Source organism: Anaerovibrio sp. RM50 (genome assembly GCF_000622005.1).
In the GTDB taxonomy this organism is placed as follows: Bacteria; Bacillota; Negativicutes; order Selenomonadales; family Selenomonadaceae; genus Anaerovibrio.
In genome coordinates this window covers 123,206-140,510 of sequence record NZ_JHWV01000006.1, presented here as the reverse complement: position 1 = coordinate 140,510, position 17,305 = coordinate 123,206, and the positions used below count along the sequence as shown (strand labels likewise).

The window sequence follows — 17,305 nt, the reverse complement described above, 5'->3', positions numbered from 1 at the left end:
GCTATTTGAATGATTGAGTCTTATGTTGTGATAGCTAAGAAAGGCAGTGGGGAAAAGACCCACAAGCATTATTTGAAACTAAGTATGGCTGTTACAGCAACGAGGTATATGTTCAAAAGCAAGCTGTATAGTAAGCTATTGCTATTCAGGGCGTTTTACAAGTCTGAGAGAAAGGTGAGAATGTCCATCCCAGACAAGACTGAACGGCTGTGGGACTCAGACAAAAATTCCATTGAAGAATTGAATGAGATTAGTAAGAAAAGCTGATGGAAAGGAGCTTCTGATAATGAATAAGGTTACTTTGCATGGAAGACTGGCGAGAGACCCAGAGGTAAGATATACGACCAGCGGAAAAGCAGTAGCGTCTGTATCTATAGCTGTCAACAGGCGTGGCAAGGAACACGACAAGGCAGATTTTATTCCGTTGATTTTTTGGGATAAGCTGGCAGAGAATGTTGGAAATTTCTGTGGTAAAGGGAAAGAGCTTCTTGTTGAAGGGCGTATTCAGGTACGGAGCTATGATGCACAGGATGGAAGCAAAAAGTACGTCACTGAGGTTGTCGTGAATGAGATGGAGTTCTGCGGTACAAAGAATGACGCTGGAAGCCAAAATAACAGCAGTCATGACAACAGCACTGGAAACAATGTAAATGAGCCGTTCGGTGGCAAGCCAGTGTCTGATGACGACATTCCGTTTTAAGGAGGAATTGAGTTGATGGATTACGTTGTAACTTTCGTTGCTGGCATGGTGTTCGGGAGCATCGGATTGCTTTTTTTCATAGCTATATGTCTCGTAGGAACTGAGCCAAGGCACTGGAGGGAAAGGTAATGGCAGACATAACGATGTGTTTTGGCGAAAGATGCACGTTAAAAGATGACTGTTACAGGCATACAGCCCCAATAAATGAATATGCCCAAGCTGTTTTCGCTGAACGACCAGAAGAACCGTGTAAGTATTTTTGGTTGAACATAGGTCTACCGAATGGAAAGAAAACAGGAAAATGGTGGAAGCATTTTAAGCCAGAAAAGACCGAGGAGGAATAATGGATGTTTGATTTTATTGCTGGGCTGATAATAGGAACAATGGTTGTAGGAGCGTGTGTGTATCTTTACTCAAAAGCCTACGCTCTTGGGTATGAAGATGGGAAAGAAGATGCCTCTGACGACCTTTGGAAAGAAGATTGAGATTACATGAATTACTGTAGGAGGTGGCTCTTAATGGACACAGGCTATTGCATGAATTGCGAGCATCGAAGGACCGTTTACGCTGGCAATAATTTTAAATTTTTAGGATGCACGTTCCCTCCTTACAAGGGAAAATGGGTAGCAGAAATTGATATATGCCCAGAAGAAATTGCCAAGGAAAAGAATAAATGGAAAACCCAAATGCTCAATAAGTTTGTAGGTGAGTGTGTATGAGAAGCTACAGGAAACGGCAGATAGTGAAGGTTTATAAAATGTCAGTATATCCGTATAAGGTTGTGCTTGATGGCGATGAACTAAGATTTGAAAAGTCACTAGCGTATGATGTTCGTGATAGGGCATATTGCAGCATTATGGACCACTGTGCGAAATCAGATGATGTGGGAAAATTGTATGTGGAAGAATGAGCAGTAAAAAGAAAAAACACTGGGTAAGATTTTCCTTGGCTGATTTATACGCCATCAGGAACGCATTACGCCAGACAGATGAAGCCAAGACCCTTGAGAAAGTAGAGAAGATGATAAAAGACTTGCATAGCTTTTTCGATGGCAAGTCAAAGCATGAGATAGATAACTATGATTTGTGGTTATGAGGTGAAATATGAAAATAAATATAAGGTGTGATTTCACCGTTGATTTAGACAATCCGCCAGAAAATTTGACCGAGTTAGTCAAGGATGACTTTGGAAATTTTACCAAAGGGACTGCAAAAGATTTTTGCTATGAAGATAAACTTCGGTACTTGGATATGATTAAGCATGCTGCGTGTGGCAGAAAACAAGCATGTGATGTTGTAAGAGATAGTATTCATGACTTGGTGGATAGTTGCCTTGATAATGACGGAGAATGGCCAGAATGGTCAGACATTGCAGACGAATATTTCATAGCAAATTGTGTAGAACGTGGTAGAGAGCCGTTTTACAACCATGATTTAAACTTTAGGCAACATAAAGTGGTTTATGAAATTGTTAAAGCGGTAATTGAATATTGAGGTGATGTTTGATGGATTTTGACAAGTTGCAAATCGACATATTGAAGGACGCTATTGCTGGCAATAGGTGGCAATACTGGTGCGAAGATGGAAAAGTAGTACTTTCTCCTAAGCATCCGTTCGCACTTTTTGTTGTTCCTCATCAAGAGGCAAAACTTGTCCTTGAAAGAGTTGCTATCAGGAATGAAAAAATGTACAAATATTACAAGCTTGCATGTGACCAAGAGACTATTGGCAAAATGAAAAAGCTGAATATCCTCGGCAGTGTGAAGCCATATTATTTTGAACATGCGATGTACAAGTTAGCAGATGAAAGTAATAAGTTGTTTGTACATGCAGACCCTAAGTGGTTTAAGTATTGTGGGGATTTGCTTAATGTTGAGATGTTTAGTGAGGATGAGCAAGGTCCTGTTGTAATCATGGAGAATGGTGAAGTTGTAGCACTTGTTGCACCGTTCAGAATTGGCAATGAATGGAAGCTGCTATAAGGAGACAAAGGAATGGAAGAATGGTGTAGAGAAAACCCATATTTAACGACACTTATAATCGTTATGCTGATAGAGCTTGCATTTGGTTTTTTGAAGATGATAACAATTTTAACTGGCGTGCATAAAGCATGTAAGATTGAGTCCGAGAAAGATGGTGATTAAATGATAATTTGTAAGTGTGATTATTGCGGTGCCGAATTTAGAAATGCACTGTCTTTAGACCTTTGCCCATCGCTATACGATGATGAAAAATTTGGCTCTGGTGCTAAAAGGCTTTTTTCCGATGTTCCTTTTATTACTCTACGTAAAGATGATGATGACAGAGACGGTTCTATTTACGTAAAAGTTATTAAAAAGGATGTTTGTTCAGACTGCATAGAAAAAATAGCCCTAAAGGATGAGGTGAGCGAATGACAGAATTAAAACCGTGTCCGTTCTGCGGAGCGAAGGCTCTTATAGATATTATTCCTGCCCACAGACATTCTGAATGGCTGAGGAAACAGATACCAGACCTGCCAGACTGCGAAGGCGAAGCATTTGTAGAATGTACAGGATGTACAGCTATGGTAGCAGGAGATACACCTGAAAAAGCTATAGCTGAATGGAACAGAAGAACACAATGATGTTGACTCTGACATCCCAGAGCTTGAATAAGCAGAGAAAAAGAGAAGGTGTATATATTTATACCTTCTCAATCGTTTGATGGCGTATATGGCTATCCTAGAAGCAGATTTTAATGGAGATTGTGGAATGCGTGAATATAATGACTATGTTTCGCTGACGAAGCGATATTTGAAGAATTATAACCAGTTCAAGGTGTCCGTGGAAAATATGAAGGAAGATATACGCTCTCTGGAAGAATCCATTGAGAAAAGTTTGAATGTATCGGCACCTATAGCAAAGTATGGAGATGAACCGTCTGGCGGCACAGGTGAGCTTAATTCTGTGGAAAGAGCTGCCGACCAGCTTGTTCAGATGAAGAACAGACTATGTGTCATCAAGACTGACATGAATGAGCTGTCCAAGAGAATACTCAAGATTGACAGGGCGTTGAGTGGTCTGAAGAAAAGAGACGCTGAGATCATCAATGAGCGTTATTTTTACGGTTGCTCATGGGAGCAGATTGGCGACAAGCACTGCTGCACTGCTAAATGGGCAAGAGACTGCGGAGGCGAAGCCGTAAAGCAGATTGCGTTTATGATGTTTGGAATGAAAGTAAAGCCGTACATGGCAAACTTTGTATTTGCTGATTAAACAGATATAGAAACGAGGTAAATGATGAATTATAACGATGTTAAACTTGTTGTGGATGGTGTTACTATTGCTGGAACCAAGATTGTAAAGAGACTTGTTCCAGAAGATGCGGAGACTATTGATTGTGAGCCAGTCAAGCGTACCATCCTTGATGAGCTTATGGAAATGATCAACATAGAGGCACAGTGTCAGGCTGACTTGGAGGCGTGTTCTACAATATCTGCTGACAGGTGTTTCCACAACGGAGCGATGACTGAGGCAATCAGGCTCAGGTCTGCTATAAGAAGCTTTGCTATTAAGCACGGTATAAGGATTGGTGAAGACAGTGAGCTGCGAAGTGCGTATTGATAAGACTGGGAGAATAATCCTGAGAGTTGTCAACGGATATACTGGTAAAGAAAGAATCATCCCACTGACTGCCAATGAAGCGCACTCCATTGGAATGGATCTGGTCAATTACGCATATAATGCGAATGACAGAAAGGTGCTGATAAGTGACATTTTACCAAGCGTTGGTGTCTCTTAGACTACATTTTACTGTACTTTTTAACGGCATTTTAGTGTACTTTTTTACGGCGTTTTTGTTCCTTTTTTTCGCTTTAAAGTGTGCTATAATGGTACTGTCAGAAAATTCGGAAAACGATATACGTCATCGGGACCTGAAAGTTTGGGTCCTTTTTGTTTGATATAGAGTAGGCGTTTTGATGTAGTTAGTCAAGAAAAGTTTTGTACAAACCTATACGAAATGCCACCAAATATAACGCAAAACGATGTACAATTTGCCAGTCCTTTGATAGAATGAAGATGGGACAACCAAACCCAATTCATCAGGAAGGAGGCAATGTAAGCGAAAGAATGTTTGGTCGTTGGTGAAACGTAGGTGTCAGACCATAAAAATAATGTTTTATAATCGAAGGCGTGTTTGACATTGCGGAGTAGCATGTGTTATATTGAAAGAGGAATGAGGTATAATGGTCAAATGTAAAGTCTGGACTAGCCGATTCAGCAACAAGGAATTGCAGTCAGGCAACTATACCGTTGTGGGCATAGTCAGGGGGATGCCGAAGTTTCCAGTACGATATACGATAGCTGGAAACATAATCGAGCTTGCACCGCCTAGCTACCTGTTCAACGAGTATGACAGGGAAAGATTTACAGGAAAGTATTTCAAGCACGTAGATAAGCTTGGGGTACAGAAAGTCGTCAGCCTGATAAACAGATTCAGCGGTTATGGCAAAGATATTGTGCTGTGCTGCTATGAAGATGTTAGGAAGGAAGGCGAGTGGTGCCACAGATTGGTTTTTGCTGAGTGGCTTGAAAGCAGAGCTGGGATAAGGATTGAAGAATTGAAAGACCCTTCGCCAGACCCAAGGAAGCCAGCTAAACCAGAGCGGACAATCGAGGAATTTCCGCTGTTTTAAATTTAATATTCCGCTGATAACTCAATGTTAGAGTACGACACTCTTTATGTCGGAGACGCAGTGTTCGATTCCTGCTCAGCGGACCAGCACAAACAGCCTTGCCAGAAATGGTGAGGCTTTTATATTGCATAGAAAAGGTGGAGCTATATGCCAATGTTTCAGAATCCAGCAGCATTCTTTTTGGGTACGCTGGTTCCTTCAGAGCAAAAGTTTTTGAAGGTACTGTTGGAGAATGCAAGGAAAAATGGATATACGAAGTTTGTCGAGCCGTGTGCAGGAGCTTTTGCAATGTCACATTTGGCTGTTCAGTCTGGGTACAAGCCTGCACAGATTGAAGCGTCTGATGTTTCTATGTTCACGTCCATTATGGGATATGCAATCACTGGAAAGGACCTGAGCGAGCTTCAGATTAAAGCAACTGGTTTTACTGACGAGGAAATGTGCGATCCAGCGACAGCACTGTATGCTTGGAAGTATCTAAGTACAGTAAAGGACGCTGGAAAAGCCTACTTCTACAATTTTATGATTGACTTGAAAGAACGTAGGGAAGAACACATTGCCACCATCAGGGAGCAACTGGACAGGGCAAAGTCTATTCTTGGCGGTATGAGTTACAGGGCGTTGGATATGTGGAAGCACATGGACGAGGTTCTTGACGATGAACACTGTATTGTAATTGCTAATCCACCAACGTATACTGCTGGATTTGAAAAGTATTACGACACATCTGGGAATATGACATGGAAAGAGCCAGAGTACGGTATATTCAATCCTGCTACTGGTCTCCAAGAGTTCATGGATTTGTGTAAAAACGCAAAATGCTTAGTCCTGTGTTACGAAGAAAATTCGCCTGGGCTTACTGCTGGCAGCCCTGTTTTTGCAAGGTATGGCGTAAGGAATGGTATCAACGTATACCTGACATCCAACAGACCAGATGAAGCTGCTATGCTTGCCAACGGAAAGAAGATAGCAAGACCGAATGAGGGTAAGATGGAGCCTTTGGAATGCAGTATGCTGCCAAGAGATTACGTCATAACCGAAAAGTCTGAAGTCAAAGTATTTCCGATGGAAAGAATGAACGCACAGTATTACCGCAAGCTATGGACTCATAATTTTGTTGGTTCTTCTGCACCGATTAACATGGGTGTTCTGATTGATGGAAAGATTGCAGGAGTTTTTGGCGTAGACAAGTCAGCGTTGACGATGGGAGCATTCGGAACAAGGGTGTCTGATTCACTGTTCCTTATGTATGGTATGACAGTACCGCACAAAACGTACAGGCTTGGAAGATTGATTACGATGCTTGCACAGAACAAGAAGTTTGTAATGGGAATATGCAACGACCTTGAAAAAGAAAAGGTTGGCTCGTTAAAGACAGTTCAGATGACCAAGTACCCAGAAGCGAAAGAAATGCGTGGCATTATGAAACTGGAAGTAAGGAAACCAGATGACAGAATGGGATTCAGGCTGACGTACAAGGCTGAGCTGAAAGACCGAGACGAAAAAGAAACACTGGTAGAATGGCTGCGGAGGGAGAATAAATGGCAGAAGGAAAGAGCGAAAGCAAAATCCACTATGAAAAAATAGCAGAAATGGGCAGTGGACTCATCATTGCCAAAGTTCCTGCTGAGTGCATAAGGGAGCAGGATGTAAACGCTCGTGTAATGAAGAATGAGATGCAGAAACAGCTCACTGACAACATCAAGAAACGTGGTCAGCTTGAGAGCTTGCCATTTTGTGCGTTGACGTGCAACGGTACAAAGATTGAGATCATCTCTGGTCATCACCGCATCCAAAGTGGTAAAGACGCTGGCATAAAAGAGTTCTTTGTTATTTTGGATATAAGCGGATTGAACCGCTCCAACATTGTTGCCAAACAGATTGCTCATAATGCGATTGCTGGGTTTGACGACAAGTCTACATTGAAGGAATTGGCAAAAATGCTGGAAGATGTAGACGATATGATTGAAAGCTACGCTGGCAAGGAGTTTTTGCAGGAGCCAGATGCAGAGCTTGACAAGTTCCTGTCACCGACAGTTGAGTTTGATTGGAAAAATATTGTGTTTACGTTCCTGCCACATCAGGTCAAGGATTTAAACAAGTTGATTGATACACTGCAAAGCGTTAAGCCAGATTTCATTGGTTACAGCGATGTAGGAGAGTATAAAGAATTCATTGAAGCTATTGCGAAGTTCCAGAACATGGCTAATGTAAAGAACACTGGAGCCGCAATTCATGCAATGATAAAAAGTACAGAAGACCTTGTTGGAGATGTTGGTTTTACTGATGACAAGGAGTGGGTACAGTTGACCGCTATCTTTGGTGGAAGCGCTATACCTGCTGAGTCAGCCGAAACCATCAAGGAAGCGTTGGCAAAGGTTATGTCAGATTGTGAGATTGGAAACAAAGAGAAGTGGAAAGCTATTGAATTGTGGGCAACAGATTATCTGGGAAGGGGGTAGCCTGAATGTCAGTACCCTCCAAGTACAATGAAAATTACCACGATAACTGGGCTTGGTCATTGGCTATCAAGGGTGCTACAGACAAGGAGATTGCAGATGCTTTTGAGATTTCCGAAAGGACTCTTAACAGGTGGAAAAAGCAGAATCCATCGCTAAAAGAGAAGATTGATGAAGGCAAAGAAGCGGCTGATGCCAATGTTGAAAGAAGCCTATACAATCGAGCGACAGGGTATTCTTGTACCGAATCAGAGATAATACAAGAAATGGACAAGGATGGCGCTCCCAAACCTGCCAAAATCAGAAAGTTTACGAGGGTTTATCCACCAGACGTTTTGGCGTGTATGTATTGGCTGAACAACAGGAAGCCGAAGCATTACAGGAAAAATCCTGAAAACTTCATTAAGCAGGACGAGGAAGAAAAGCAAGAGCAGGTTGTTGTTTATTTGCCTGATAATGGAAGGGATAACGAGAAACAGAGTGATTAGAAATGCCTAGACTATTGAAACCGCAGGATGGACCACAGGAGAGTTTCTTAGGCACTAACGCTGATATAGCGATTTATGGCGGTGCTGCTGGGGGCGGTAAAACATTTGGATTGTTGCTTGAGCCTCTACGTCACATGAATGTTGATGGATTTGGTGCTACCATCTTTCGTAAAAATGCTACTCAGATAACTATTGAAGGTGGGCTGCTGGATGAAAGCAGAGAGATATACTCGAACATTGAAGGTGCTGAGTATAAAGCCAGCCCTCGTCCTAACTGGACATTCAATGGCAAAGGCAGAGTTGCTTTCATGCACATAGACGGTGACGCTGACTTGCCGAAATGGCAAGGCTCCCAGATTTGCCTGATTGGATTTGATGAGCTTACGCACTTCACTGAGAAGCAGTTTTTTTATATGCTGTCTCGTAACCGTAGTACATGCGGTGTCAAACCTTATGTACGGGCAACCTGCAATCCTGATGTTGATAGCTGGGTAGCCAAGTTTATTGAGTGGTGGATTGATCAAGACACTGGGTATGCTATTCCTGAAAGAAGCGGAGTCGTCAGATACTTCTACAGAGTAAATGAAGAAGTTATGTGGGAAGACACAATGGAAGCTCTCATTGAAAAGTACAATGTAGCACCGTATATGTGTAAGAGCGTTACGTTCATTGCATCAAGTATCTACGACAATAAAGAGCTGTTGAAGATAAACCCAGAATACCTTGCTTCACTAAACGCCTTGGCGTTGGTTGAAAGGGAACGACTACTCAAAGGGAATTGGAAGATAAGACCAGCCGCTGGACTGTATTTCAGACGAGATCAGACAAGGATTGTTGATTCTGTTCCAGACAAGATTGTTTCCGTTGCCAGAGCTTGGGACTTGGCTGCAACTGAGATTACTTCGGATGTAAAAGACCCAGACAGAACGGCAGGAGTTCTTATGGCAAGGATGCGGAATGGTCAGTATATTGTTCTGCATGTAAGAAGGACAGCGTCAAACGCTTCTACCGTAAGAGATATTGTAAAAAACACAGCAGTTACCGATAAGGCTGAGTACCAGAGTGAAACGGTCAGCATACCGCAGGACCCTGGGCAGGCTGGTAAGGAACAGGCACAGAGCTATGTCAAAGAGCTTGCAGGATTTAAGGTCAAGAGCAAGCCTGTAGATAAGAACAAAATAGTAAGAGCTGAGCCGTTTGCTGCTCAGTGGCAGAGAGGTAATGTTTTACTTCTCAAAGGTGAGTGGAATGATGCCTATATAACTGAGCTGGAAGGATTTCCAGACGCAGTGCATGACGACCAAGTTGATGCTTCGAGTGACGCATTTGCATTGGTGGCAAACGCTGGTAATTATTCGGCACCGCCAGAAATGTTGATGAAGCACAGCTATTGGATTTGATGAGGTGATTATATGCCAGCAGAAATTGGAAGAATAGGTCAGAAAAGATATGGCGGCATATTCTATGAGGAATTTCTGAAAGAGCTTCAGGGAAAAAGAGGAATACAGGCATACAAAGAGATGAGCGAGAATGACGATGTTGTCGGTTCAATCATCTTTGCCATAGAGATGCTTATACGTCAGGTTGACTGGAATGTACAGCCAGCAGGAAGCGAGAGCATAGATGAAGAAGCTGCTGACTTTGTTGAAAGCTGCCTCCACGACATGCAGAATAGCTGGCAGGACACCGTATCTGAGATACTGTCTTTCCTGATATATGGTTGGAGCGCACACGAGATTGTTTATAAGAGGCGTATGGGAAGGAAGTCAAAGAATCCTGCACTAACGTCAAAATATGATGATGGTCTCATCGGGTGGATGAAGCTGCCTATTCGTGGACAGGACACCCTGTATCAGTGGGAGTACGACTCTAAAGACAATTTGACTGGTATGACTCAGATGCCAGCTCCAGAGTACCAGCTTATTACCATCCCGATAGAAAAGCTGTTGCTGTTCAGGACAAAGAGCCACAAGGACAATCCAGAAGGCAGAAGCATCCTGAGAAACGCATACCGCTCGTGGTTCTTCAAGAAACGTATTCAGGAGATTGAAGGCATAGGCATTGAAAGAGACTTGGCTGGTTTCCCTGTTTTGATTGCTCCTGAAGGTGTAAATATTTGGTCAACAGAAGATCCGAATATGGTGCGTGTCAGAAGCATGGCTGAGACGATGGTTAAGAATATCAGGCGTGACAGTATGGAAGGACTTGTTATACCGTTCGACTGGAAGCTGGAACTTCTTGGCTCTGGTAGTAAGCGTGAGTTTGATACCAACAAAATCATTGAGAGATATGATACGAGAATAGCTATGACTGTTCTTGCTGATTTCATATTTTTGGGACATCAGACAACAGGAAGTTTTGCATTAAGCAGTGATAAGACTGAGCTGTTTGCAGTTGCTATAGGCACTTTCCTGAATGCCATTGCTGAAGTGTTTAACAACAAGGCGATACCTGCCCTGATAGATGTTAATGGCTCGCATTTTGCCAACATCACAGATTATCCTAAGCTTGTTCATGGTGACATTGAGACTCAGGATATTGCTAAGCTGAGTGCTTACATTAAGGATATGACAGGCATTGGTGTTCTTGTTCCTGATGATGCCTTGGAGGACTTTGTACGGCAACAGGCAAACCTGCCTGAAAGGGTAGAAAATGCTGAACAGAGAATAACTCCAGACATTGAAACCAACAGCAATGAAAGCGAAGAAGAAAACGTAGCAGAGTAAAAGGGAATGATGGCATGTTTGTTTTTAAGAAACCGCCAAAGGTTGTGCGGAGAAATTTATATAAGAGCAATCCTGCCAACGATGCTATTGTTAATAAGCTGAACAGGCTGATTGATAAAGAAGGACCCATAATAGTCAGGCTTCTAGTCTCTGCAAGGGAGGAACAGATTAACGCTGTTACCTACAAGCAGTTACGAGAAGCCTATTTAAGTGGATATAATGAGCAGATTACTGAGTGGCAGAATGCGTATACCAAGTACATTGTTGATTACATCAGACCAGAACTTCTGAAGGCTATGCAGGTTGGTGCTACCAACACCGACCATGTGAAATTTGATAGCACCGACAAGGATGTTGTTAAATGGCTTGACGAACACACTGGAGCGTTGATTACGAACATCAATGAACAGACACGTCAGGCAGTAAAGACCTTGCTTATGTATGGCTATGAGAATGCCTATTCTGCTGATGAAATGGCTAAAGTGATCCGTCCTGTCATTGGATTAACCAAGGAACAGGCTGTAGCCAATGCGAGGTATCAGAAAAATGTATATGAAACTCTGCTGGAAGCTCACACGAAAATGAAGCCAAGCGTTGCTGCAAAGAAAGCTGAAGAAGCAGCTATGAAATACGCTGGCAAGCAGATGAGGTACAGGGCTGAGGTAATAGCCAACACTGAATTGGCGTATGCTTATAATCGTGGGTATCACGAAAATATGAGACAGGCTATGAAGGCTGGCCTGATTGGCAATGTAAACAAGGTGTGGAGTACATCTTATGATGAGCGCACTTGCGTTACCTGCGGAGCATTGCACGGTAAGGTTATAGGTTTTGATGATAGCTTTGAAAACGTGCTGAAGAAAGCTACTGGTTATAAAGGTGTTGATGTTGTACCACCAGCACACCCTCAGTGCAGATGTACAATTATGTACGAGGAAACAGTTACTCCTAAGGCTGGCGTGAACGAACCAGTTACTCAGGAGCTGACTCTTGATGAAGAAAGAGCTGTTTTGCGATATATAGGAAGTGACGCGTATTTCATCAATGAAAAGCTGAGGAAAGGTATTGCTCTGACGGAAGATGATAAAGCGTTCATTCGTGATTTAGATAGCGCACTAAACAAGATGCCTAGATATGAAGGCAGACTTACAAGGAGTATGTGCTTTAGATATGAAGAAGAAGTAGATACATTCCTAAAAGAACATGAAGTTGGCGCTTTAGTAACAAATCCAGCCTATACATCTACTACTGCAAACGATGAGATTTATAACGAGAATGGACAAATTCAAATCGTAATAGTACAATCTAAGCACGGCGCTGACCTTAGAAAATATAACCCAGCAGAAGGCGAGGTTTTATATTCTAGGGGCGCAAAGTTTAGAGTATGTGAAAAAGCACAGACCGATGATGGAGTATATTGGTTTTTGTTTGAAGAGGTAGAAGATGAGTAAAAAGAAGCTGTTTTCTGACCGAAGATGGACCGAGCCGATAGATTTTAAAGTTATTGGCAAGGTTGAAGTTACAAAAGAAGAAAGAATTAAGGGGCTAGACTTCTTTTTAAGTCAAGGTATCATTGACGAAGAAAAGTATAGAATGAGGCTTGAATCCCTTGAAAACGAATACTCAAATAAGAAAAGCGGTGACGAAAATGCAGACGATAAATGATTTGCTCGAAATTAAGAAGAATGATAGTCCAGCAGAGGCTGTGATTAAGGGTAGGCTGAAAATTACCAAATCTGACGATGATAAGCGTTTGGCTTTCGGCTGGGCATCTATTTCAGTTGAGGAAGATGGAGAGCAGCTTGTGGATCTGTCTGGAGATATGATTGACCCAGAGGAATTGGAACAGGCTGCCTACAAGTATGTACGCCTTTACAGAGAAGGCGGCGAAATGCACGAGCGTGGCGATGTTGCTACCCTTGTTGAGAGCATCGTCTTTACTCCAGACAAGAAGAAGGCATTAGGCATACCTGATGATGCACTTCCTACTGGCTGGTGGATAGGCTTCTATGTTTATGACGATGAAGTTTGGGAGAAAGTCAAGTCAGGCGAATACCCTATGTTCAGCATAGAGGGTAAGGCTGTAAGAGAAGAAGTAGAATAATAAAGTTTATCAAGGCACCTTCGCAGGTGTCTTTTTTGATGCCAAAAACAGCGAAGGGAGATGTTTTGATGGCTTACAAGCTAAAGAATTTGCTTATCACAAATGTCGATTTTGTTGATGCTGGTGCTAACCAAAGGGCTAACATCCTCATCACGAAAAAGGCTCAGGAAGGGGGTGAACAAGATATGACCCCAGAAAACAAGAACCCTGTAACAAAGTTTTTGAGCAGCATAGCGAAAAAGCTAGGTTTCTCAGAAAAGGATGTTGCTGATTCCATTGCTGAAATTGCCAAGGGCGAAGCTATGACATTCAACGATGCCAAAGCTAAGCAGGACATTTACAGAGTCTACGGAGAGATTGATGATGTATGCTGGGCATTGCAGAACAGCTTGCGTTCCATTCTCGAAGATGATGACGTTGCAGACAAAATAAGCATGATGAAGCAAAGTGTTGATGAGTTCAGTGCATCCGTAAAAGGCTGTGCTGATTCATGGGGAGCCAAGAAGCCAGCAGGTATAAGTAAGAAAAATCCTGAAGCACCTGCTGAGGACCCAGCTCCCGAAAATAAAGACGTAGAAAATACGTCAGAAGTTGAAAAGAACAAGGAGGATAATGTTATGGAAATTGACAAGAGTTTGCTGACTCCAGCAGAGCTTGCTTTCCTTGAGGAAATCGAGAAGAAGGCTATGAAACCTGCTACCGATAAAGCAGATGAAGTTGAGAAGAAGGAACAGGTTGCTGATAACCCAACTCCAGAGGAAAAGACTGAGGAGAGCGTTGAGAAGAAGGTACAGACCGTAGAGGTTTCTGTAACTGCTGATGACATCTTCAAGAGTCTGCCTGAAAAGCTCAGCAACGTACTGAAAGGCATCGAGGAGAAGATGTCTCAGTTTGAGGACAAGGAGCTGACCGAGCTTGCCAAGAAGTATGAAATTCTTGGTGTAAAGACCGAGGATATGGTTCCTATGCTCAAGTCCATCAAGGACAACAAGGCTGTGTATGATGCAGTGATTAAGCGTTTTGATGATGCTGTTGCTGCAATCGAAAGCTCTGGCATTTTTGCCGAGGTAGGCAAGCGAGGAAAAGCTGAGTCTACTGACGATGCATGGAACAAGATTGAGAAACACGCTGAGGAGATTATCAAGTCTCATCCAGACATGGACTATCACAAGGCTGTTGATATGGCTTGCCAGCAGCATCCTGAGCTTGTCCGTGAGTATGAGAATGCGTAACAAAAAATGGAGGTAAGCGATATGTTTAACGGTTCTATTATTAACACCAGCTCCACCATCGTTGAGGTTGCTGGAGCAAAGATTGAGAACGGTCCATTCACTGCTGTTGCATTCAGTGAGGGTGGATTTGTTGCTTGTGATGATAAGAGCATCCCAGTAGGCATTATGGTTGCAGAGACTGATGATGTCGTTGAGGCTGGCGATGATGTTACCGCAGTTGTTAAGGACATTGCTCTTTGGACTGCTGGCGGTGAGATTGCCAAGGGTGATGCACTTGCTTGCGATGCCAACGGTTGTGCTGTAAAGGCAACTACTGGCAAGTTTATCTTAGGCTTTGCACTGAGCAGTGCTGATAGTGCTGGTCAGGCAGTACGAGTTCAGATTACCAAGTCTGGCTACGAGAAATAAGGGAGGATAAGTACAATGGGCATGAATGTAAAAAACCTTGAAATTGCGATTGCAAAAGGCTGGCAGCCAAACCAGTATTTGACCAACATGAGTATGGCATTCTTTCAGGAGGGTGAATACGCTGCTCGCCAGTTGTTCCCTGTTTGTCCTGTAGCACTGTCCAGCTCCTACTTCTATACTTTCAGTCGTGAGGATTTGGCTCGTGACAATGTTCAGCGTAAGCCTCTGTACGGTAAGGTAACTCCAGCAGTTATGGGTACCACCGAGGACACCTATAGCTGTAAGGTTGATCAGATTATCACTGGTATTGATGAGATTAATGTTCTGAATTTCCAGCGCAGTGGGACTCCTGGGGCGTCTGACCCTAGACGTGGTCGTGTTCGTTTCGTTACCGAGCAGATGAATCTGCATCAGGACATCATCTTTGCAAAGAATTTCTTCCGCTCTGGTGCTTGGAAGAATGAGTGGACTGGTGCTACCACCGCCAACTCTGCACAGAAGAAGTTCCTGCGTTTTGATGACGCAAACTGTGACCCAGTAGACTTCTTTGACCAGCGTATTACTGACATCAAGAAGATTGGTCGCAGAAAGCCAAACAAGCTGGCTCTCGGTGTTGATACCTTCAACGCACTGAAGATTAACCCTTACATCATGGAGCGCATTAAGTACACTGGTAACAGTGTTACTCCTGCTGTTGTAAACGAGAACACTCTTGCACAGCTCTTCGGCTTGGATGCTGTTGTTGTTCTTGACAGCACTTATAACGCTGCTGGCTTGGGTGAGCAGGAAGACATGCAGTTTATCTGTGACAGCAAGGGCGCACTGCTTTGCTACACTACCAACGCACCTCAGATTGATGAACCTTCTGCTGGTTACATCTTTGCTTGGGATATGCTTGGCAACGGTAATTACATCGCTACTGATCAGTTCGAGGGCGAGGGTGGTACTCATACTCAGTTCATTGAGGGCTTGATTTCCACCGATATGCACAAGTGCTGTGATGATTTGGCTATTTACATGTCTGACTGCGTAAGTGCAGACTAAGGAGGATTAGCAGATGGCAGACTATATAGCTTTAAGGGCTTGCCGTTTTGCTGGTACTGCTTATGCCATAGGGGACACTATTCCTGAGAAAGCTATCCTTCCGAAAAGAATCCATGCTCTGATTGATATAGGAATTGTTGCTGAGATGCCACAGGCTAAGCGTAAGACGCAGAAAAGCGACCAGCCTATACAAGAACCCATAGATGAGGCTAAAGAGGCTCCTGCGGAGGCTCAGGCAGCCACAGAAGGCAAGAAAGCTGCTCGGAAAAGTACCAGAAAGTCAACTGCTAAAAAGTAGGTGATATGATGGCAGAGACTTATACCTACAATCCTGAGTGTTTGTTAGAAGCTGGCAAAGACACTATGCGTTTTGAGCTTGGCGACACTATGGTTGAAGGCGGTAAGATGACAGCATACCTCAGTGATGAGGAAATAACTGCCATGATTGCCAAGTACAACTCATGGAATTTGGCTAAGTTCAAGCTTGTAGAAAGCGTCCTTATGCGTTTTGCATACGAGGTTGATACCAAAACTGGACCGTTGGAGCTTGATCTGCACCAGCGGTACGCAAAATGGAAAGACCTGTATGATGACTTAAAGAAGGAAGCTGACAACGCAGATGCAGCTCCAGCAATTTCTGTTGACATGACTAATCGTAAGCCAAGACCACCGTATTTTTACGAGGGAATGCACGATAACCATGATTGCATAGGATTGAGGGGTGGACACAGTGTATTTGAGGGTAGGTAATTTATTCAAAGAGTTTCTGATTTTCAGGAAGGCGACGACCATCAATGCCGAAGGCAGACAGGTTGTTGAGTTCAAGAAATTAGATGAAACGATATACTGCGTCCTTGCTGATGCTTCTGAAAAGGAAATAACCAGATGGCAGAAATTGGAACATCCAATTAGCCATACACTGGTACAGTATGGTGTAAAGCCAGTGCTGCTGGAAGGAGATAAGCTCGTTCTTGAAGACAGGAGTTTTTATATTGTCGGCAGGAATGAGCTGTCTGCTTTAGGCATGTTTACCTTGTACTATGCTGAAGAAAGGTTTGAGACTGATGGCTAACGGCACCGATGTTGCAAAAGCATTGAATGTAGAGTTTAAGGGCATCATGGAGGAAGTCAATGCTGAGGCGAAAAGCAGAGCGTTCAGAACCCTGAATGTTATGTACAATTCGGCTCAGAAGGTACTGTCTGGCAAGCGTTCAGGTAGGGTGTATAAAATTCCGCACAAGAATGCGTACTACACCGCTTCTGCCAAAGGTGAGCCTCCTGCCGTAAGGACTGGTAATTTGAGAAGAAACTGGCGCAAGTCAGTAATCGGAGTTACCACTGCTGATGGCATAAAAGTCACTCACCGTCTTACGAGTGATATGAAGTATGCTTCTATCCTTGAGGAGAAGAAGAACAGACCGTTTACCCAGAAAATAATTGATGATGCCACGCCAAAAGTTGAAATTATTTATGAAAATCTTTTGTGAG

General features: G+C 43.1%; 30 protein-coding genes and 1 tRNA gene. All 31 read left to right on the top strand.

The features are described 5' to 3' along the window. Positions 1-9 precede the first annotated feature (9 nt). The 31 genes from T525_RS16525 (at position 10) to T525_RS14150 (ending at position 17,304) form a co-directional block, all read left to right on the top strand. Complete coding sequence (locus tag T525_RS16525) at positions 10-267, top strand: hypothetical protein (RefSeq protein WP_027406187.1); 258 nt, start codon at positions 10-12, stop codon at positions 265-267. 19 nt (positions 268-286) lie between these two features. Further along, positions 287-700: a single-stranded DNA-binding protein gene (locus tag T525_RS0104290; RefSeq protein ID WP_037325072.1), complete on the top strand. Its 414-nt coding sequence runs from the start codon at positions 287-289 to the stop codon at positions 698-700. Positions 701-828: 128 nt separating this feature from the next. Continuing rightward, positions 829-1,044, top strand: coding sequence for a hypothetical protein (locus T525_RS14180; RefSeq protein WP_037325071.1), 216 nt, complete (start codon positions 829-831; stop codon positions 1,042-1,044). Between the two features lie 3 nt (positions 1,045-1,047). After that, positions 1,048-1,185, top strand: a complete 138-nt coding sequence (locus tag T525_RS16235; protein WP_156945563.1) for a hypothetical protein — start codon at positions 1,048-1,050, stop codon at positions 1,183-1,185. 33 nt (positions 1,186-1,218) lie between these two features. Further along, positions 1,219-1,419, top strand: a complete 201-nt coding sequence (locus T525_RS0104270; protein WP_027406185.1) for a hypothetical protein — start codon at positions 1,219-1,221, stop codon at positions 1,417-1,419. Continuing rightward, positions 1,416-1,610 (top strand): hypothetical protein, encoded by a 195-nt coding sequence (locus T525_RS0104265; RefSeq protein ID WP_027406184.1) that lies wholly within the window; start codon positions 1,416-1,418, stop codon positions 1,608-1,610. The genes T525_RS0104270 and T525_RS0104265 overlap by 4 nt, the downstream gene beginning before the upstream one ends. Continuing rightward, a complete protein-coding gene (locus tag T525_RS0104260; protein ID WP_027406183.1) occupies positions 1,607-1,795 on the top strand; it encodes a hypothetical protein in 189 nt (62 codons plus the stop codon). Before T525_RS0104265 ends, T525_RS0104260 begins: the two co-directional genes overlap by 4 nt. Positions 1,796-1,803: 8 nt before the next feature. Continuing rightward, the gene (locus tag T525_RS0104255; protein ID WP_027406182.1) at positions 1,804-2,193 is read left to right on the top strand and encodes a hypothetical protein; all 390 of its coding nucleotides are present in this window, start codon (positions 1,804-1,806) and stop codon (positions 2,191-2,193) included. A gap of 11 nt (positions 2,194-2,204) precedes the next feature. Beyond that, positions 2,205-2,681, top strand: coding sequence for a hypothetical protein (locus T525_RS0104250; RefSeq protein WP_027406181.1), 477 nt, complete (start codon positions 2,205-2,207; stop codon positions 2,679-2,681). Between the two features lie 12 nt (positions 2,682-2,693). Then, positions 2,694-2,843, top strand: coding sequence for a hypothetical protein (locus tag T525_RS16230; RefSeq protein ID WP_156945562.1), 150 nt, complete (start codon positions 2,694-2,696; stop codon positions 2,841-2,843). Then, on the top strand, positions 2,844-3,095 hold the full coding sequence (locus T525_RS0104240) for a hypothetical protein (protein WP_027406180.1): 252 nt from the start codon (positions 2,844-2,846) through the stop codon (positions 3,093-3,095). Beyond that, positions 3,092-3,304, top strand: coding sequence for a Lar family restriction alleviation protein (locus T525_RS0104235; RefSeq protein ID WP_027406179.1), 213 nt, complete (start codon positions 3,092-3,094; stop codon positions 3,302-3,304). Before T525_RS0104240 ends, T525_RS0104235 begins: the two co-directional genes overlap by 4 nt. Positions 3,305-3,431: 127 nt before the next feature. Beyond that, on the top strand, positions 3,432-3,935 hold the full coding sequence (locus T525_RS0104230; protein ID WP_027406178.1) for a hypothetical protein: 504 nt from the start codon (positions 3,432-3,434) through the stop codon (positions 3,933-3,935). A 21-nt stretch (positions 3,936-3,956) separates the two neighbouring features. Beyond that, positions 3,957-4,283 carry a hypothetical protein gene (locus tag T525_RS0104225; RefSeq protein WP_156945560.1) on the top strand — a complete coding sequence of 109 codons (327 nt, stop codon included), beginning with the start codon at positions 3,957-3,959 and terminating at the stop codon, positions 4,281-4,283. A gap of 710 nt (positions 4,284-4,993) precedes the next feature. Beyond that, a complete protein-coding gene (locus T525_RS15500; protein ID WP_156945558.1) occupies positions 4,994-5,356 on the top strand; it encodes a hypothetical protein in 363 nt (120 codons plus the stop codon). Positions 5,357-5,366: 10 nt separating this feature from the next. Beyond that, positions 5,367-5,442: transfer RNA gene (locus T525_RS0104215), tRNA-Lys, on the top strand. A 61-nt stretch (positions 5,443-5,503) separates the two neighbouring features. Then, on the top strand, positions 5,504-6,943 hold the full coding sequence (locus tag T525_RS0104210) for a hypothetical protein (RefSeq protein WP_027406176.1): 1,440 nt from the start codon (positions 5,504-5,506) through the stop codon (positions 6,941-6,943). Beyond that, entirely contained in the window at positions 6,898-7,818 is a 921-nt protein-coding gene (locus T525_RS0104205; protein ID WP_027406175.1) for a ParB N-terminal domain-containing protein, read from the top strand. Before T525_RS0104210 ends, T525_RS0104205 begins: the two co-directional genes overlap by 46 nt. A 5-nt stretch (positions 7,819-7,823) precedes the next feature. After that, positions 7,824-8,303: a helix-turn-helix domain-containing protein gene (locus T525_RS0104200; RefSeq protein ID WP_027406174.1), complete on the top strand. Its 480-nt coding sequence runs from the start codon at positions 7,824-7,826 to the stop codon at positions 8,301-8,303. A gap of 2 nt (positions 8,304-8,305) precedes the next feature. Further along, entirely contained in the window at positions 8,306-9,703 is a 1,398-nt protein-coding gene (terL, locus tag T525_RS16225; RefSeq protein WP_027406173.1) for a phage terminase large subunit, read from the top strand. Positions 9,704-9,715: 12 nt separating this feature from the next. Further along, the gene (locus T525_RS16220) at positions 9,716-11,029 is read left to right on the top strand and encodes a hypothetical protein (protein WP_051533397.1); all 1,314 of its coding nucleotides are present in this window, start codon (positions 9,716-9,718) and stop codon (positions 11,027-11,029) included. A gap of 14 nt (positions 11,030-11,043) precedes the next feature. Further along, positions 11,044-12,480: a phage minor head protein gene (locus tag T525_RS15495; RefSeq protein ID WP_051533396.1), complete on the top strand. Its 1,437-nt coding sequence runs from the start codon at positions 11,044-11,046 to the stop codon at positions 12,478-12,480. Continuing rightward, a complete protein-coding gene (locus T525_RS0104180; protein WP_027406172.1) occupies positions 12,473-12,694 on the top strand; it encodes a hypothetical protein in 222 nt (73 codons plus the stop codon). The genes T525_RS15495 and T525_RS0104180 overlap by 8 nt, the downstream gene beginning before the upstream one ends. Further along, positions 12,678-13,133, top strand: coding sequence for an XkdF-like putative serine protease domain-containing protein (locus tag T525_RS0104175; protein WP_027406171.1), 456 nt, complete (start codon positions 12,678-12,680; stop codon positions 13,131-13,133). Before T525_RS0104180 ends, T525_RS0104175 begins: the two co-directional genes overlap by 17 nt. 68 nt (positions 13,134-13,201) lie before the next feature. After that, a complete protein-coding gene (locus tag T525_RS0104170; RefSeq protein ID WP_027406170.1) occupies positions 13,202-14,365 on the top strand; it encodes a hypothetical protein in 1,164 nt (387 codons plus the stop codon). 21 nt (positions 14,366-14,386) lie between these two features. Beyond that, entirely contained in the window at positions 14,387-14,773 is a 387-nt protein-coding gene (locus tag T525_RS15490) for a capsid cement protein (protein WP_051533395.1), read from the top strand. A 15-nt stretch (positions 14,774-14,788) separates the two neighbouring features. After that, positions 14,789-15,817, top strand: coding sequence for a hypothetical protein (locus T525_RS0104160; RefSeq protein WP_051533394.1), 1,029 nt, complete (start codon positions 14,789-14,791; stop codon positions 15,815-15,817). A 13-nt stretch (positions 15,818-15,830) separates the two neighbouring features. Then, positions 15,831-16,115 (top strand): hypothetical protein, encoded by a 285-nt coding sequence (locus T525_RS0104155; protein WP_027406168.1) that lies wholly within the window; start codon positions 15,831-15,833, stop codon positions 16,113-16,115. A gap of 5 nt (positions 16,116-16,120) precedes the next feature. Beyond that, positions 16,121-16,567 (top strand): hypothetical protein, encoded by a 447-nt coding sequence (locus tag T525_RS14155; RefSeq protein ID WP_051533393.1) that lies wholly within the window; start codon positions 16,121-16,123, stop codon positions 16,565-16,567. Beyond that, complete coding sequence (locus T525_RS0104145) at positions 16,554-16,889, top strand: hypothetical protein (RefSeq protein WP_156945556.1); 336 nt, start codon at positions 16,554-16,556, stop codon at positions 16,887-16,889. Before T525_RS14155 ends, T525_RS0104145 begins: the two co-directional genes overlap by 14 nt. Next, positions 16,858-17,304: a hypothetical protein gene (locus T525_RS14150; protein WP_198022620.1), complete on the top strand. Its 447-nt coding sequence runs from the start codon at positions 16,858-16,860 to the stop codon at positions 17,302-17,304. The genes T525_RS0104145 and T525_RS14150 overlap by 32 nt, the downstream gene beginning before the upstream one ends. Position 17,305 lies beyond the last annotated feature (1 nt).

Coding starts and splice junctions, on each gene's coding strand:
- T525_RS16525 (WP_027406187.1), top strand. CDS start 10: ATGATTGAGTCTTATGTTGTGATAGCTAAGAAAGGCAGTGGGGAAAAG.
- T525_RS0104290 (WP_037325072.1), top strand. CDS start 287: ATGAATAAGGTTACTTTGCATGGAAGACTGGCGAGAGACCCAGAGGTA.
- T525_RS14180 (WP_037325071.1), top strand. CDS start 829: ATGGCAGACATAACGATGTGTTTTGGCGAAAGATGCACGTTAAAAGAT.
- T525_RS16235 (WP_156945563.1), top strand. CDS start 1,048: ATGTTTGATTTTATTGCTGGGCTGATAATAGGAACAATGGTTGTAGGA.
- T525_RS0104270 (WP_027406185.1), top strand. CDS start 1,219: ATGGACACAGGCTATTGCATGAATTGCGAGCATCGAAGGACCGTTTAC.
- T525_RS0104265 (WP_027406184.1), top strand. CDS start 1,416: ATGAGAAGCTACAGGAAACGGCAGATAGTGAAGGTTTATAAAATGTCA.
- T525_RS0104260 (WP_027406183.1), top strand. CDS start 1,607: ATGAGCAGTAAAAAGAAAAAACACTGGGTAAGATTTTCCTTGGCTGAT.
- T525_RS0104255 (WP_027406182.1), top strand. CDS start 1,804: ATGAAAATAAATATAAGGTGTGATTTCACCGTTGATTTAGACAATCCG.
- T525_RS0104250 (WP_027406181.1), top strand. CDS start 2,205: ATGGATTTTGACAAGTTGCAAATCGACATATTGAAGGACGCTATTGCT.
- T525_RS16230 (WP_156945562.1), top strand. CDS start 2,694: ATGGAAGAATGGTGTAGAGAAAACCCATATTTAACGACACTTATAATC.
- T525_RS0104240 (WP_027406180.1), top strand. CDS start 2,844: ATGATAATTTGTAAGTGTGATTATTGCGGTGCCGAATTTAGAAATGCA.
- T525_RS0104235 (WP_027406179.1), top strand. CDS start 3,092: ATGACAGAATTAAAACCGTGTCCGTTCTGCGGAGCGAAGGCTCTTATA.
- T525_RS0104230 (WP_027406178.1), top strand. CDS start 3,432: ATGCGTGAATATAATGACTATGTTTCGCTGACGAAGCGATATTTGAAG.
- T525_RS0104225 (WP_156945560.1), top strand. CDS start 3,957: ATGATGAATTATAACGATGTTAAACTTGTTGTGGATGGTGTTACTATT.
- T525_RS15500 (WP_156945558.1), top strand. CDS start 4,994: ATGCCGAAGTTTCCAGTACGATATACGATAGCTGGAAACATAATCGAG.
- T525_RS0104210 (WP_027406176.1), top strand. CDS start 5,504: ATGCCAATGTTTCAGAATCCAGCAGCATTCTTTTTGGGTACGCTGGTT.
- T525_RS0104205 (WP_027406175.1), top strand. CDS start 6,898: ATGGCAGAAGGAAAGAGCGAAAGCAAAATCCACTATGAAAAAATAGCA.
- T525_RS0104200 (WP_027406174.1), top strand. CDS start 7,824: ATGTCAGTACCCTCCAAGTACAATGAAAATTACCACGATAACTGGGCT.
- terL (WP_027406173.1), top strand. CDS start 8,306: ATGCCTAGACTATTGAAACCGCAGGATGGACCACAGGAGAGTTTCTTA.
- T525_RS16220 (WP_051533397.1), top strand. CDS start 9,716: ATGCCAGCAGAAATTGGAAGAATAGGTCAGAAAAGATATGGCGGCATA.
- T525_RS15495 (WP_051533396.1), top strand. CDS start 11,044: ATGTTTGTTTTTAAGAAACCGCCAAAGGTTGTGCGGAGAAATTTATAT.
- T525_RS0104180 (WP_027406172.1), top strand. CDS start 12,473: ATGAGTAAAAAGAAGCTGTTTTCTGACCGAAGATGGACCGAGCCGATA.
- T525_RS0104175 (WP_027406171.1), top strand. CDS start 12,678: ATGCAGACGATAAATGATTTGCTCGAAATTAAGAAGAATGATAGTCCA.
- T525_RS0104170 (WP_027406170.1), top strand. CDS start 13,202: ATGGCTTACAAGCTAAAGAATTTGCTTATCACAAATGTCGATTTTGTT.
- T525_RS15490 (WP_051533395.1), top strand. CDS start 14,387: ATGTTTAACGGTTCTATTATTAACACCAGCTCCACCATCGTTGAGGTT.
- T525_RS0104160 (WP_051533394.1), top strand. CDS start 14,789: ATGGGCATGAATGTAAAAAACCTTGAAATTGCGATTGCAAAAGGCTGG.
- T525_RS0104155 (WP_027406168.1), top strand. CDS start 15,831: ATGGCAGACTATATAGCTTTAAGGGCTTGCCGTTTTGCTGGTACTGCT.
- T525_RS14155 (WP_051533393.1), top strand. CDS start 16,121: ATGATGGCAGAGACTTATACCTACAATCCTGAGTGTTTGTTAGAAGCT.
- T525_RS14150 (WP_198022620.1), top strand. CDS start 16,858: ATGCTGAAGAAAGGTTTGAGACTGATGGCTAACGGCACCGATGTTGCA.